At 67.4% G+C, this 14,156-nt stretch carries 10 protein-coding genes and 2 pseudogenes; 10 read left to right on the top strand and 2 right to left on the bottom strand.

What is annotated here, in order from left to right; translation table 11 throughout:
• Positions 1-8: 8 nt before the first annotated feature.
• The 9 genes and pseudogenes from IMZ29_RS10610 (at position 9) to IMZ29_RS10570 (ending at position 9,554) form a co-directional block, all read left to right on the top strand.
• A complete protein-coding gene (locus IMZ29_RS10610; protein WP_216183524.1) occupies positions 9-932 on the top strand; it encodes an alpha/beta fold hydrolase in 924 nt (307 codons plus the stop codon).
• A 180-nt stretch (positions 933-1,112) separates the two neighbouring features.
• Positions 1,113-2,522 (top strand): 3-isopropylmalate dehydratase large subunit, encoded by a 1,410-nt coding sequence (gene leuC / locus IMZ29_RS10605; RefSeq protein ID WP_216183522.1) that lies wholly within the window; start codon positions 1,113-1,115, stop codon positions 2,520-2,522.
• 10 nt (positions 2,523-2,532) lie between these two features.
• Positions 2,533-3,186, top strand: a complete 654-nt coding sequence (gene leuD / locus IMZ29_RS10600; RefSeq protein WP_216183520.1) for a 3-isopropylmalate dehydratase small subunit — start codon at positions 2,533-2,535, stop codon at positions 3,184-3,186.
• 31 nt (positions 3,187-3,217) lie between these two features.
• Positions 3,218-4,300 (top strand): 3-isopropylmalate dehydrogenase, encoded by a 1,083-nt coding sequence (gene leuB, locus IMZ29_RS10595; RefSeq protein WP_216183518.1) that lies wholly within the window; start codon positions 3,218-3,220, stop codon positions 4,298-4,300.
• Between the two features lie 5 nt (positions 4,301-4,305).
• The gene (gene asd / locus IMZ29_RS10590) at positions 4,306-5,436 is read left to right on the top strand and encodes an aspartate-semialdehyde dehydrogenase (RefSeq protein WP_216183516.1); all 1,131 of its coding nucleotides are present in this window, start codon (positions 4,306-4,308) and stop codon (positions 5,434-5,436) included.
• Between the two features lie 13 nt (positions 5,437-5,449).
• Positions 5,450-6,010, top strand: a complete 561-nt coding sequence (locus IMZ29_RS10585; protein ID WP_216183514.1) for a YaeQ family protein — start codon at positions 5,450-5,452, stop codon at positions 6,008-6,010.
• 146 nt (positions 6,011-6,156) lie between these two features.
• Positions 6,157-6,542 (top strand): annotated as a pseudogene (locus tag IMZ29_RS10580) (Rid family detoxifying hydrolase).
• 18 nt (positions 6,543-6,560) lie between these two features.
• A complete protein-coding gene (gene recG, locus IMZ29_RS10575) occupies positions 6,561-8,594 on the top strand; it encodes an ATP-dependent DNA helicase RecG (protein WP_371820230.1) in 2,034 nt (677 codons plus the stop codon).
• A gap of 16 nt (positions 8,595-8,610) precedes the next feature.
• A pseudogene (locus tag IMZ29_RS10570) lies at positions 8,611-9,554 on the top strand (LysR substrate-binding domain-containing protein).
• Between the two features lie 3 nt (positions 9,555-9,557).
• On the opposite strand, the gene IMZ29_RS10565 reads toward IMZ29_RS10570, so the two are convergent.
• On the bottom strand, positions 9,558-10,391 hold the full coding sequence (locus IMZ29_RS10565) for a M90 family metallopeptidase (RefSeq protein ID WP_216183512.1): 834 nt from the start codon (positions 10,389-10,391) through the stop codon (positions 9,558-9,560).
• A gap of 76 nt (positions 10,392-10,467) precedes the next feature.
• Between IMZ29_RS10565 and IMZ29_RS10560 the strand changes: the two genes are divergently transcribed.
• Positions 10,468-12,714, top strand: coding sequence for a RelA/SpoT family protein (locus IMZ29_RS10560; RefSeq protein ID WP_216183510.1), 2,247 nt, complete (start codon positions 10,468-10,470; stop codon positions 12,712-12,714).
• Positions 12,715-12,787: 73 nt separating this feature from the next.
• On the opposite strand, the gene IMZ29_RS10555 is transcribed toward IMZ29_RS10560, so the two are convergent.
• Positions 12,788-14,113 (bottom strand): class I SAM-dependent methyltransferase, encoded by a 1,326-nt coding sequence (locus tag IMZ29_RS10555; RefSeq protein ID WP_216183508.1) that lies wholly within the window; start codon positions 14,111-14,113, stop codon positions 12,788-12,790.
• Positions 14,114-14,156: the final 43 nt, after the last annotated feature.

The raw sequence follows: 14,156 nt of genomic DNA, 5'->3' as shown, positions 1-14,156 counted from the left end.
GAGGTGCCATGAACACTGTTGCATCGGAGCCGCGGCTATCCCACGTGGCGTGCCTGAGCCCGGCAGGGCTGCACCGGATGGCGTATTGGGAGTGGGGTGATCCCGACGATGACCGCGTGCTGTTGTGCGTGCATGGCCTCACCCGCACGGGGCGGGATTTCGACGCTGTGGCGCGCCGCCTGAGCGCGCATTACCGCGTCGTGTGCCCGGACGTCGTCGGCCGCGGGCAGTCGGACTGGCTCGCCGAGCCCGCGTACTACGCCGTGCCGCAATACGTGGCCGACATGACGACGCTCATCGCCCGTCTCGCACCACGCGAGCTGCACTGGTTCGGGACGTCCATGGGCGGGTTGATCGGCATGACGCTGGGCGGTCTGCCGGGGGCGACCGCGCCCTCGCGCGATGCCGCCGACGGCCGGCTGCAGCCGCCGATCACGCGCATGCTCCTGAACGACATCGGCCCCGTGATCGATCCGGCGGGCATGATGCGCATCGCCAGCTATGCGAGCGAGCCCACCGTGTTCGCGAGCTTCGATGACGCCGTGGCCTATGTGCGGCGGGTGGCGGCCACTTTCGGCGTGCATAGCGACGCCCAGTGGCGTGCGCTTGCCGAACACACCATGGTCGAGCGCGACGGGCAATGGGTGAAACATTACGATCCCGCGTTGACGGGGCCACTGGGCAACCTGCCGCCGGGCGCGGCGGCCGCCGCCGAAGCTTTGCTGTGGCGCGCCTTCGAAGGATTGCGCTGCCCGACGCTGCTGGTGCGGGGCGCGCAGTCCGATCTCCTGCACCCGTCCACGCTGGCAGACATGCTCGCGCGCAACCCGCTGGCACAGGCCCATGAGATTCCCGGCGTGGGTCATGCACCCACGTTCCTTGACCCTGCGCAGATCGACGTCGCAGAGGTGTTTTTCCTCGCCAGGGACTGACGCGCCGCGGCTCACCTGCGGCGCCGCGGGGATTCGGATTGTTACCCCTGTGGCATAATCGAAGGCTTCCCCCTTGATACAGGCGGGCCGTACATGGCTTGCGTGGTGCCGAGTGCGCTTTGGGCGCTGCCCGGCACTTCTCACCGCACCGGCATGGCGCCCGCCAGGACGGTGAGCGCCATGGCAAGAACCCTGTACGACAAGTTGTGGGACGATCACATCGTCCACCAGGAAGACGACGGCACCTGTCTCATCTACATCGACCGCCATCTGGTCCATGAGGTGACCAGCCCGCAGGCCTTCGAAGGCCTGCGCATGGCCGATCGCCAGCCCTGGCGCGTGAGCGCCAACCTCGCCGTTGCCGACCACAACGTGCCCACCGTGGCCGCGGACCGCGTCGCCGGCATCGCCGATCCCATCTCGCGTCTGCAGGTCGATACGCTCGACGAGAACTGCGAGCGCTTCGGTATCACCGAATTCCGCATGAACGACATGCGTCAGGGCATCGTGCACGTCGTGGGCCCGGAGCAGGGCGCAACGCTGCCCGGCATGACGGTCGTCTGTGGCGATTCGCACACCAGCACGCACGGCGCCGTGGGTGCGCTGGCCTTCGGCATCGGCACCTCGGAAGTCGAGCACACGCTCGCCACCCAGACACTGCTCATGAAGAAGAGCCGCAACATGCTGGTGCGCGTGGAAGGCACGCTGCCCGCGGGCTGTACCGCCAAGGATCTGGTCCTGCACGTGATCGGCGTCATCGGCACCGCCGGTGGCACGGGCTGCGCGATCGAATTCGCCGGCAGCACCATCCGCGATCTGTCGCTGGAAGGCCGCATGACCGTGTGCAACATGGCGATCGAAGCCGGTGCGCGCTCGGGCCTTGTGGCCGTGGACGACAAGACGCTGGATTACCTGAAGGGTCGTCCCTTCGCGCCTGCGGGCGCGGCCTGGGACCAGGCCGTCGAATACTGGCGCACACTGCACACCGACGAGGGCGCCGCCTTCGACGTGGTGGTGGAGATTGATGCTGCCGACATCAAGCCGCAGGTGACCTGGGGCACGTCGCCCGAGATGGTGCTGCCCGTGGATGCGCGTGTGCCGGATCCCGCTGCCGAGACGGACGAAGTGCGCCGCTCGGGCATGCAGCGCGCCTTGGAATACATGGGCCTGGCCGCCAATACCCCGCTCGTCGACATTCCCGTGGACCGCGTCTTCATCGGTTCGTGCACGAATTCGCGCATCGAAGATCTGCGTGCTGCAGCCGACGTCGCCCGGGGCCGTCACGTGGCGGGCAACGTCAAGCAGGCCATCGTCGTGCCGGGCTCGGGCCTGGTCAAGGCGCAGGCCGAGCAGGAAGGCCTGGACAAGATCTTCCTCGAGGCGGGCTTCGAATGGCGCGAGCCGGGCTGTTCGATGTGTCTGGCGATGAATGCGGATCGTCTGGAGCCGGGCGAGCGCTGCGCCTCCACCTCGAACCGCAATTTCGAAGGCCGGCAAGGGCAGGGCGGTCGCACCCATCTGGTGAGCCCCGCCATGGCCGCGGCGGCTGCCGTGGCAGGCCATTTCGTCGACGTGCGCGAGCTGCGCTAAGGAGCGATTCATGCAGGCATTCACCGTACACGATGGGCTGGTCGCCCCGCTGGATCGCAGCAACGTCGACACCGATCTCATCATCCCGAAGCAGTTCCTGAAGTCGATCAAGCGCACGGGCTTCGGCCCGAACCTCTTCGACGAGCTGCGCTATCTGGATCATGGCGAGCCGGGCATGGACAACAGCCAGCGCCCGCTCAACCCGGATTTCGTGCTGAACCAGCCGCGCTACGCGGGTGCGAGCATCCTGCTCGCCCGCAAGAATTTCGGCTGCGGCTCCAGCCGCGAACACGCGCCGTGGGCGCTGACGCAATACGGCTTTCGCGCCGTGATCGCGCCGTCCTTTGCCGACATCTTCTTCAATAACTGCTACAAGAACGGCCTCTTGCCGGTGGTGCTGTCCGAGGATGACGTGGCGAGCCTCTTCGACGCGGTCGAAGCCAAGGAAGGCTATCGACTCACGATCGATCTGGAGCGCCAGGTGGTGCAGGCGCCGGATGGCCGTGAGTTTGCCTTCGACATCACCGGCTTTCGCAAGCACTGCATGGTCAATGGCCTGGACGAGATCGGCCTGACCCTGCAGCACGCCGACAAGATCCGCAGCTTCGAGGCCGAGCGCCTGGCGCGCCATGGCTGGCTCGCCTCGCAGCCCGTGGGCCTCTGAGCTTTCCTGTTTTCCCCTGAGTGAGTCGAGAATGACGCAAAAGATCGCGGTACTGCCCGGAGACGGCATCGGCCCGGAAATCGTCGAGCAGGCCGTGCGCGTGCTGACGGCGCTGGATCTTCCGCTGGAATTGGCTGAAGCCCCCGTGGGCGGCGCCGCCTTCGATGCGCAGGAGCATCCGTTGCCGCCCTCGACGCTGTCGCTGGCGCAGTCCTCGCACGCCGTGCTCTTTGGCGCCGTGGGCGATTGGAAGTACGACCAGCTGCCGCGTGAGTTCCGTCCCGAGCAGGCCATCCTCGGCCTGCGCAAGGCGATGGGCCTTTTCGCGAACCTGCGTCCGGCCATCCTGTATCCGGAGCTCGCCAACGCCTCGTCGTTGAAGCCCGAGATCGTCGCGGGCCTGGACATCATGATCATCCGCGAACTCACCGGGGACATCTACTTCGGCACGCCGCGTGGCGTGCGCAATGCGCCGGACGGCAGCTTTGCGGGCGAACGCGAAGGCTACGACACCATGCGCTACGCCGAATCCGAAGTGCGCCGCATCGCACGCGTGGGCTTCGAGACGGCCATGAAGCGCAGCCGCAAGCTCTGCAGCGTGGACAAGGCCAACGTGCTGGAGACCTCGCAATTCTGGCGCGACATCGTGATCGAGGTGGGCAAGGAGTTCCCGCAGGTCGAGCTCTCGCACATGTACGTCGACAATGCCGCGATGCAGCTCGTGAAGGCCCCGCGCCAGTTCGACGTCATCGTCACCGGCAACATCTTCGGCGACATCCTGTCGGACGAAGCCGCGATGCTCACGGGTTCGATCGGCATGCTGCCCTCGGCCTCGCTAAACGACAGCGGCCAGGGCCTGTACGAGCCCAGTCACGGCTCGGCGCCTGACATCGCCGGCAAGGGCGTAGCCAACCCCCTTGCCACCATCCTGTCGGCCGCCATGCTGCTGCGCTACTCGCTCAATCTGCCCGCCCAGGCCGACCGCATCGAAGCGGCCGTCAAGGCGGTGCTCGCCGAGGGGCTGCGCACGGCCGACATCCATGAACCCGGAACGACGCGCGTCGGCACGACGCAGATGGGCGACGCGGTTCTGAACGCACTCAGCAGGAGTTAATCAACATGGCACAACCCGTAGGTCTGATCGGCTGGCGCGGCATGGTGGGCTCGGTCCTCATGCAGCGCATGCGCGACGAAAAGGATTTCGATCTCATTGAACCCGTCTTCTTCTCCACCAGCAACGCCGGTGGCGCCGCGCCCTCGTGGGCGTCGGGCGCGGGCCCGCTGCAGAGCGCATACGACATCGATGCGCTGAAGAAGCTCCCGATCATCATCACGGCGCAAGGCGGCGACTACACCACCGAGGTGTACGGCAAGCTGCGCGAATCCGGCTGGGACGGCATCTGGATCGATGCGGCCAGCACGCTGCGCATGAAGGACGAGGCGATCATCGTGCTCGACCCGGTCAACCGTGCCGTGATCGACGCAGGCCTGAAGAAGGGCGTGAAGACCTACGTCGGCGGCAACTGCACCGTGAGCTGCATGCTCATGGGTCTGGGCGGTCTCTTCCAGAACGATCTGATCGAGTGGATGACGGCCATGACGTACCAGGCCGCTTCCGGTGGTGGCGCGCAGCACATGCGCGAGCTGCTGACCCAGTTCGGCCTGGTCAACGGCGAAGTCAAGAGCCTGCTGGACGATCCGGCCTCGGCCATTCTCGACATCGATCGTGGCGTGCTCGCGCTGCAGCAGGGCGGCACGCTGCCCACCGAGCACTTCGGCGTGCCGCTGGCGGGCAACCTCATCCCCTGGATCGACAAGGATCTGGGCGACGGCATGTCCAAGGAAGAGTGGAAGGCCGGCGTCGAGACCAACAAGATCCTCGGCCGTGGCCAGGGTTTCGACGTGCCTGCCATCCCGATCGACAGCCTGTGCGTGCGCATCGGCGCCATGCGCTGCCACAGCCAGGCGCTGACGATCAAGCTGAAGCGCGACGTGCCGCTCGACGAGATCGAGGACATGCTGCGCCAGGCCAACCCGTGGGCCAAGGTGATCCCCAACACCCGCGAAGCCTCCATGCGTGATCTGACGCCGGTGGCCGTGACCGGTACGCTGGAGATCCCGGTCGGCCGCCTGCGCAAGCTCGCCATGGGCCCGGAATACCTGAGCGCCTTCACCGTGGGCGACCAGCTGCTGTGGGGCGCGGCCGAGCCGCTGCGCCGCATGCTGCGCGTCGCGCTGGGTGAAGCCTGAGAATCGGTCTGCCATGGCATTGTCGTCGACCGTCTTCAAGGCGCAGCTGCACGTGGCGGACATGGATCGCCACTACTACGCCGAACACGCGCTGACGGTGGCTCGCCACCCGTCGGAGACGGATGAACGCATGATGGTGCGCATCCTCGCCTTCGCGCTCAACGCCGACGAGGCGTTGACGTTCGGGCGGGGCCTGAGCGCCGAAGGCGAGCCGGACCTCGTGCAGACCGACCTCACCGGCGCCATCGTGCGCTGGATCGATGTCGGCCTGCCGGACGAGCGCGCCCTGCGCAAGGCCTGTGGCCGTGCGCAGCACGTCATGCTCTACACCTACGGCCGTGGCCACGAGGTGTGGTGGCAGAACCAGCGCAAGGCCGTCATCAAGCTGGACAATCTCACCGTGATCCAGCTCGACGCCGAGGTCACGCGCGCCCTCGCCGACATGGCCGAGCGCACCATGCAGCTCCAGTGCAACATCGAGGATGGCGACATCTGGTTCGGTAGCGGCGATCAGGGTGTGAGCCTGCGCTGCGAAGTCCTGCACGCCGGCTCGCGCGTGCCCGCTCGGGCCTGACGTTTTCTGCGCCACGGAGGCCGGCATGTCGGCCTCCGACCTGCGGCGCACGCAATTCCCCTCGTCTTTCACCTATCGGTCGGATTATTCTGATAGTCTGAGCATTGCGTGCATCGTGCGCGCAAGATTCACGAGGTGATTCGTTCATGAAAGACGTCATCCATACCGACGCTGCGCCCGCCGCTGTCGGCCCGTATTCCCAGGCCATTCGTCTCGATGCGCAAGCGCGCCTGGTCTACCTGTCCGGCCAGATCGGCCTGGACCCGCGCACGGGCGAGCTCGTGTCCGACACCTTCGACCACGAAGTGCGTCAAGCCTTCGCCAACCTGAAGGCCGTGACCGAAGCCGCCGGCGCAAGCTCGAGAACATCGTCAAGCTCACGCTGTTCCTGACGGACCTGGGCGCCTTCACGCAAGTCAACGCCATCATGAGCGAGCTCATCCCCGAGCCGTTCCCCGCGCGCTCGACGGTGGGTGTGTCGGCCCTGCCCAAGGGCGCGCAGTTCGAGGTGGAAGCCATCCTGGCGCTCTGATCCATCGTGGCAAGCGGGATCGGCAACACCAGCGCGCAAGAACGCCGGATGGAGAAGCTGGGGTTGAAGACACCCCAGGACTTCATCCTGCACCTGCCGCTGCGCTACGAGGACGAGACGCGGATCGACACCGTCTCAAGCCTCGTGCCGGGCCGCTGGGCGCAGGTGGAAGGCGACGTCCTGCGCTGCGAGGTGCAGGGCAGGCCGCGCCGGCAACTCGTTGCCACCGTGGCCGACGACACCGGTGAGATCGGCCTGCGTTTTCTGAACTTCTATCCTAGCCAGCAGCGCCAGTTGGCTGTCGGCACCCGCGTGCGGGTGCGCGGCGAGCCGCGCGGCGGGCTCTTCGGCCTGGAGATGGTGCATCCTCGTGTAGGTTCCGCGAACAAGCCCTTGCCCCAGACGCTGACGCCTGTCTATCCCATCACCCAAGGCCTGCCGCAAGCGACGCTGCGCCGTGCGATCGGTGAGGCGTTGGGCGAGGAGCCGTGGCACGACACGCTCCCCGACGAGGTCCGCGCGCGGTTTGCGCTGGCCGACTTCGACGAATCCATCCGCGCATTGCACTACCCCACGAAAGCCTCGCTGCCCAGTCTGCAATCGCGCACGCATGCGGCCTGGCGCCGGGTGAAGTTCGACGAGCTGCTGGCCCAGCAGCTGTCGCTCGCGGTGGCGCGTGCGGCGCGGCGCCGGCGCAGTGCGCCCGTCATGCCGCCGCACACCGGCGCGCAAAGCCTGAGCGAACGCCTGCGGGCGATGTTGCCGTTCACGTTGAGCGGCGCGCAACGCCGCGTGGTGGGCGAGATCGGCGCCGACATGGCGCAGGCTTTTCCCATGCAGCGCCTGCTGCAGGGCGACGTCGGCAGCGGCAAGACGGTGGTGGCCGCACTGGCGGCGGCACAGGCCGTGGACAATGGCTATCAGGCAGCCCTCATGGCGCCGACGGAGCTGTTGGCCGAGCAGCACCTGCGCAAGTTCAGCGGCTGGTTCGAGCCCTTGGGCATCCGCATCGCGTGGTTGTCTGGCAGCGTGGGCGCGAAGGCGCGCCGCGAAGCCTTGGCCGCGATCGCGAGCGGCGAAGCAGCGCTTGCCGTGGGCACCCAGGCGCTCATTCAGGACACCGTGCAGTTCCACCGCCTGGGCCTGGCCATCACGGATGAACAGCACCGCTTCGGGGTAGGCCAACGGCTCGCCTTGCGCCAAAAGGGCGCCCTGGCCGAGGAAGGCGGCGGCGTGCACCAGCTCATGATGTCGGCCACGCCGATCCCGCGCACACTCGCCATGACCGTGTTCGCGGATCTGGACGTGTCCGAGATCGACGAATTGCCGCCCGGGCGCACGCCCATCGTCACCAAGCTCGTGGACGACGTGCGCCGCGACGAGGTGATCGCCCGTATCCACCACGCGGTGGCGGAGGGGCGTCAGGCGTACTGGGTCTGTCCGCTGGTGGAGGAGAGCGAAGCGCTCGAACTGCAGACGGCGGTCGACACCTTCGAGCGTCTGCGCGTAGCCTTGCCGGGCGTGCGCGTCGGGCTCGTCCACGGCAAGTTGTCGTCCGCCGAGAAGGCCACCGTGATGGCGGGCTTTCAGAAGGGCGAGGTCGATTTGCTTGTGGCCACGACCGTGATCGAAGTCGGCGTGGACGTGCCCAACGCCTCGCTCATGGTCATCGAGCATGCCGAGCGCTTTGGGCTGGCCCAGCTGCACCAGCTGCGCGGACGGGTTGGCCGAGGCACGGCCGAGTCCGTCTGCGTGCTCATGTACCAGACGCCGCTCTCGCGCGTGGCCAAGGCCCGGCTGCGCACGCTGCACGAATCCACCGATGGATTTCTGATCGCCGAGCGCGACCTGGAGTTGCGCGGGCCGGGGGAATTCCTCGGTGTGCGCCAATCGGGCGAAGCGTTGCTGCGGTTTGCGGATCTGCAGGACGACGCCGGCCTGGCAGAAGAGGCCCGGGAAGCGGCGGCCTGGATGCTCAAGGAACACCGCCCGGCGGTGCGCCAACACCTTGCCCGCTGGCTGCGCGGGCGCGAAGACTTTCTCAAGGCATGATTGCCAGGGAGACCGCATGACGCTCACCGAGCTCAAGTACATCGTGGCCGTGGCCCGCGAGCGCCATTTCGGCGCGCGGCCGAGGCCTGTTTCGTGAGCCAGCCCACGCTCTCGGTGGCCATCCGCAAGCTCGAGGACGAGCTGGGCGTCGTGCTCTTCGAGCGCGGCGGCAGCGAAGTGGGCGTCACCCCCATCGGCGCGCGCATCGTGGCGCAGGCGCAGAAAGTCCTGGAAGAGAGCGCCAACCTCAAGGAGATTGCGCGCCAGGGCCACGACCCGCTCTCGGGCCCCTTGCGCGTGGGCGTCATCTACACCGTCGGCCCCTACCTGCTGCCGAGGCTCATGCCGGTGCTGATCGAGCGCGCGCCGCAGATGCCACTGCTCCTGCAGGAGAACTTCACGGTGCGCCTGCTCGAGCTCCTGCGCCAGGGCGAGGTCGACTGCGCCATCATGGCTTTGCCGCTGCCCGACAGCGGGCTCGCCATTCATGATCTCTATGACGAGCCATTCGTGGCGGCCGTGCCGCGCGAACATCGCTGGTCCGATCGCGAGAGCATCACGGCGGCCGAGCTGAAGGAAGAAACAATGCTCCTCTTGGGCGCAGGGCACTGCTTTCGCGACCAGGTGCTGGAGGTGTGCCCGGAATTCGCGCGCTTCTCGCCCACGAGCGATGGCATCCAGCGCACGTTCGAAGGCTCATCGCTCGAGACGATCCGCCACATGGTGGCCGCCGGGCTGGGCGTGACGGTGTTGCCGGCTTCGTCCGTGCCGGCGCAGCCGCAGCCCAACGATCTCTTGCGCTACGTGCCCTTCGATGCCCCCGTGCCGTCGCGGCGCGTGGTGCTGGCGTGGCGCAAGAGCTTTCCGCGCTCGGCGGCCGTGCAGGCGCTGATCGCCGCCGTCGAGGCCTGTGATCTGCCGGGCGTCACCATGCTCGAGTCGGCCGGCACGCCGGGCTGACGTTCAGGGCAGGGCAGACGGCGGCAGCGGGTCTTGCCGGTAGTACGCGCGCAGCAAGTCGAACCATTCGGGGAGCGCCTCGGCGAGCGGTTGCGGATCGACGAAGAAAGTCTCCGAGCTCACCGCGAAGAACTCGGCCTCGTCGCTGGCTGCATAGGGGTCCAGTGGCAGTTGCCCATACCAGGCGTCGGCGTCTGGCGATTCAGGGTCCATGTCGGCGGGGATGTCGCGCTCTACGGCGTCCAGCGCGGTGCAGAAGCGGTCGTAGCTGTCTTCCAGCACAGCACGCCATCGTCCCGGCGCAATCCGGTGTTGTGAGAGGTCCGGCTGACCGTCGGCGGGCCCGCCGTGCAGGTCGAGCTTGTGGGCGAATTCATGGATGACGACGTTCATGTGGCCTGCCGTGCGTGCATCCTCCCAGGAGAGGATCACAGGCCCACCTTCCCAGGCCTCGCCGGCCGCGTCCTGCACATACTCGTGCACGACACCGTCTTCGTCCGTGTCCTGCCTCGGGATGCGAAATCCGCCGGGATACACGATGATCTCGCGCCAGCCTGCGTAGAGCTCCGGATCGAGCGCGAGCACGGGCAGGGCGGCCTGCACGGCGATGCTGAGCAGGATCTCATCGGTGAGCGTCAAGCCTGCTGCGCCCACGAAGGATTTGCTGGCGAGAAGCCAGGCCGTGCGCTGACGCAGCGCAGCGCTGTCCTCGGCAGTGAGGCGGCGCAGGAAGGGATAGGAATCCAGCGTGCGGGCCCAGGCTTCGGGCGGGATGCTGGCGGCAGTGCGCTCGATATCGCGGCGGGCGGCGCCGCGGCCGGAAAGCCATCGGAACATGGACGTGGATCAAAGCCAGAGGGATGCCCGGAATGATACAGTCGCCGGTGATTCGATTGTTTTTCGTAGCTGCGCCATGACTCCCGCCGTCCCCGATCCGTCCGTGCTCACCGCCGAGTGGCAGCAGCAGGTCTGCGCCGATCTCGCGCCCGAAGCCGCCGTGCTCGTGGAGAAGGCCCTGGTGTGGGCCGGGCCGCGGCTGGCGGCGCTGGCGCCTACCGGCTCGGCAGAACCGCCCGCCGAGCACGCTGCCGGCCTGGTGCGCATCCTGATGGGCATGCACACCGACGGCGCGACCAGGGCCGCCGTGCTCGTGGCGGGCGGCCTGGTCCATGATCCGGAAGAGGGGGCGCGTGGCCGCGCGCGGGTGGATCCGCTCGCGCAGGTCGCGGGCGCCGAAGTGGCGCGCCTTGCACGCGGCTACGTGGCCTTGCTCAAGGTGGGCCAGGCCGCGCGGGAATCCGGCGAGAATCGCGCCGGCGATGCGCCGCAGGTCGAGAAGCTGCGCAAGATGATGCTGGCGATGGCGGTGGACTTGCGCATCGTGCTGATGCGGCTCGCCTCGCGCCTGCAGACGTTGCGCTGGCATGCTCAGGCCAAGCAGCCGCCCGAGCGCGCACTGGCTCACGAGACGCTCGAGCTCTATGCGCCGCTCGCCAATCGGCTGGGCGTGTGGCAGATCAAGTGGGAGCTCGAAGATCTCGCGTTCCGCTTCCTGGAGCCGGTGCGCTACAAGGAGATCGCAAGCCTCCTGGAGGACAAGCGCACTGGGCGCGAAGCCTTCATCAGCGACGTCACCCTGCGGATCCAGCAGGCGCTGCGCGATCACGGCATCGTGGCGGATGTGTCGGGCCGGCCCAAGCACATCTTCAGCATCTGGAACAAGATGCGCCACAAGAACCTCGCGTTCTCGGACTTGTACGACGTGCACGCGCTGCGCATCATCGTGCCGGACGAGCGCACGTGCTATGCCGTGCTGAGCCTCGTGCACGAGCTCTTCACGCCGCTCACGCACGAGTTCGACGACTACATTGCGCGGCCCAAGCCCAATGGCTATCGCTCGCTGCACACCGTGGTGCGCGACGGCGAGCGCAAGCCCTTCGAGGTGCAGATCCGCACGCGCGACATGCACGAGTTCGCCGAGTACGGCGTGGCCGCGCATTGGCGCTACAAGGAAGCCGGCGCCAAGGGCGGGCAGGCACGCGCGGATTCGGAATACGACCGCCGGCTCGCCTTCATGCGTCAGCTGCTCGCCTGGGGCAGCGAACGGGCGGAGTCCGGGGCGGGTATCGAGGCGGACGATACCGCAGCGCCCGCGCCCACCGTCGAAGATGACCGCATCTATGTGCTCACGCCGCAGGCGCGCGTCGTGGAACTGCCCGTCAACGCGACGCCGGTGGATTTCGCCTACTACGTCCACACGGATCTTGGCCACCGCTGCCGCGGCGCACGCGTGGACGGCGCGATGGTGCCGCTGCACACGCGGCTCACCACCGGTCAGACAGTCGACATCATCTCGGCCAAGTCCGGGGGCCCGTCGCGTGACTGGCTCAACCCCCAGCTGGGCTATCTCGCCAGTCCGCGCTCGCGGGCCAAGGTGCGGCAGTGGTTCAACGCTATCGAGCTGCAGCAGCGCATGGCGCAGGGCCAGGCCATGGTCGAGAAGGAGCTGCAGCGGCGCGGCAAGACGGCCGTGAACATGGAGCAGCTCGCCCAGCAGCTGGGCTTTGCGCGTGCCGATGACCTGCACGTGGCGGTGGCCAAGGACGAGTTCAGTCTGCGTCAGCTCGACACCGTGTTCGAGACGGCATCCGCCGTGCCGGAAGTCGATCCGGACACCGTCGTCACGCACACGGCCCGGCCCGACAGCGCCCAACATGGCAAGAGCGGCGTTCTGGTCGTCGGCGTCGACGCCTTGCTCACGCAGCTCGCGCGATGCTGCCGGCCGGCGCCGCCCGATGAGATCGCAGGCTTCATCACGCGCGGACGCGGCGTGTCCATTCACCGCGCGGATTGCCAGAGCTTTGCGGCGCTCGCAAGGCGGCACCCGGAGCGCATCATCGACGTGACGTGGGGTGACACGGGCGAATCCGTCTACCCGGTGGACGTGCAGGTCGTCGCGCACGATCGCGCGGGCCTGTTGCGCGATCTATCGGAAGTGTTTGCCCGGCTGCGCCTGAATGTCGTGGGCGTGAACACCCTCAGCCGCCAGTCGCTGGCGCGCATGGTCTTCACGCTGGAGATCCACAACGGCCAGCAGCTCGGTCGTGCGCTCACGGCGCTGGGTGATGTCACGGGCGTCGTGAGCGCGTCACGCCGCTAGGCGGCGGGAACGGAATCACGTGCGCCTGACACTGGCGTGAGGCCGCGTGTCATCCGCCATTGGCAGCCTGGCGTCATGCCGCGAGCGTGTCGTTCGAGGCGGTGTCCACCTGCGGCGTTGCGATGGCGTCAGCCGGGCGGGCCGGGGCATACATGTAGTCGCGCCGAAACGGGAACGTCTGTGACCGGTTTGCGTCGAGTTCGTCACCGAGGCCGCTCGGCATGGGCTGACACAGCACCTGGTGCAGCGAGATCCAGCCCTGCTCGAAGCTCAGGGCACAGCCCGCCAGGTAGAGCCGATAGGCGCGGATGGCGCGGGCGCCCTCCGGGCCGGGAAGGATCCGCCGGGCTTCGTCCAGATTGGCCTCCAGGCCGTCGCTCCACGCCCAGAGGGTGCGTGCGTAGTGTGGGCGAAGATTCTCGACGTCCACGGCTTCCAGCCCGCCATGCGTGACGGATTCCATCACCTGGCCCACGTGGACGAGCTCTCCACCAGGGAAGATGTATTTCTCGATGAAGTCGCCCATGCCGGCGCCCAGCTGGGTGTTGCGCGTGCCGCCCGCGGTGATGCCATGGTTCATGACGAGCCCGCCCGGGCGCAGCAGGCTGCGCACACGCGCGAAGTAGCTGTCGAGCCGCGCGCGCCCCACGTGTTCGAACATGCCGACCGAGGCGATCTTGTCCCACGGCTGAGCGATCTCGAGGGTGCGGTAATCCTGCAGCAGCACCCGCACCCGTCCGGACAGACCTTTGGCCTGGATGAGGTTGGTGACGTAGGCATGCTGGTTACGCGAGAGCGTGATGCCGGTGCCGTCCACGCCATAGTGCTCGGCAGCCCACAGAAGCAGGCCACCCCAGCCCGCGCCGATGTCGAGAAAGCGCTCGCCGGGGGCAAGCATCAGCTTGCGGCAGATGTGGTCGAGCTTGGCTTCCTGCGCCTGGGCCAGTGTCGCGTCCGGGGTGGGGTAGTACGCGCAGGAGTACACTCTGCGCGGGTCCAGCCACAACGCGTAGAAATCGTCGGAGAGGTCGTAGTGAAATTCGATCTGGCGCGCATCGCGATCGATCGTATGCCGCGCCATGGAAACGCCCCGCTTGAAGAGCGAAGCGAGCCAGTGCGCATGCGCACCGTGCAGCGGCGAGCCTGGCAAGAGGGCGGCGGCTGCCGCCATCAGGTCGCGCATTGTGCCGTCGAGCTCGACACGGCCTTCCACGTAGTCTTCGGCCAGAAGGCCGATGTTGCCCGCGGCCAAGTGGGCCAGCACACGGGTGTCCACCACGCGTACGCCCACCCGCGCATCGTCGGGGCCTATCGTGGTGCCGTCCGGCAGCACGATTCTGGTGGATACCGGAAGCGCCTCAAGCCGCTTTCCTACCGACGATGCTACTGGATTGACCACGATTTCCTCCCTTGCGAGCGAAGTGCGACAAACCCTTTTCACA

Source organism: Verticiella alkaliphila (assembly GCF_018904615.1).
GTDB classification, from domain to species: Bacteria; Pseudomonadota; Gammaproteobacteria; order Burkholderiales; family Burkholderiaceae_B; genus Verticiella; species Verticiella alkaliphila.
The sequence above is the reverse complement of the archived record's forward strand: the minus strand, read 5'-3'. Positions and strand labels throughout refer to the sequence as shown.

What these genes read in the sequence shown, in the direction of transcription:
- IMZ29_RS10610 (WP_216183524.1), top strand. Translation starts at nt 9, where the DNA reads ATGAACACTGTTGCATCGGAGCCGCGGCTATCCCACGTGGCGTGCCTG.
- leuC (WP_216183522.1), top strand. Translation starts at nt 1,113, where the DNA reads ATGGCAAGAACCCTGTACGACAAGTTGTGGGACGATCACATCGTCCAC.
- leuD (WP_216183520.1), top strand. Translation starts at nt 2,533, where the DNA reads ATGCAGGCATTCACCGTACACGATGGGCTGGTCGCCCCGCTGGATCGC.
- leuB (WP_216183518.1), top strand. Translation starts at nt 3,218, where the DNA reads ATGACGCAAAAGATCGCGGTACTGCCCGGAGACGGCATCGGCCCGGAA.
- asd (WP_216183516.1), top strand. Translation starts at nt 4,306, where the DNA reads ATGGCACAACCCGTAGGTCTGATCGGCTGGCGCGGCATGGTGGGCTCG.
- IMZ29_RS10585 (WP_216183514.1), top strand. Translation starts at nt 5,450, where the DNA reads ATGGCATTGTCGTCGACCGTCTTCAAGGCGCAGCTGCACGTGGCGGAC.
- IMZ29_RS10565 (WP_216183512.1), bottom strand. Translation starts at nt 10,391, where the DNA reads ATGTTCCGATGGCTTTCCGGCCGCGGCGCCGCCCGCCGCGATATCGAG.
- IMZ29_RS10560 (WP_216183510.1), top strand. Translation starts at nt 10,468, where the DNA reads ATGACTCCCGCCGTCCCCGATCCGTCCGTGCTCACCGCCGAGTGGCAG.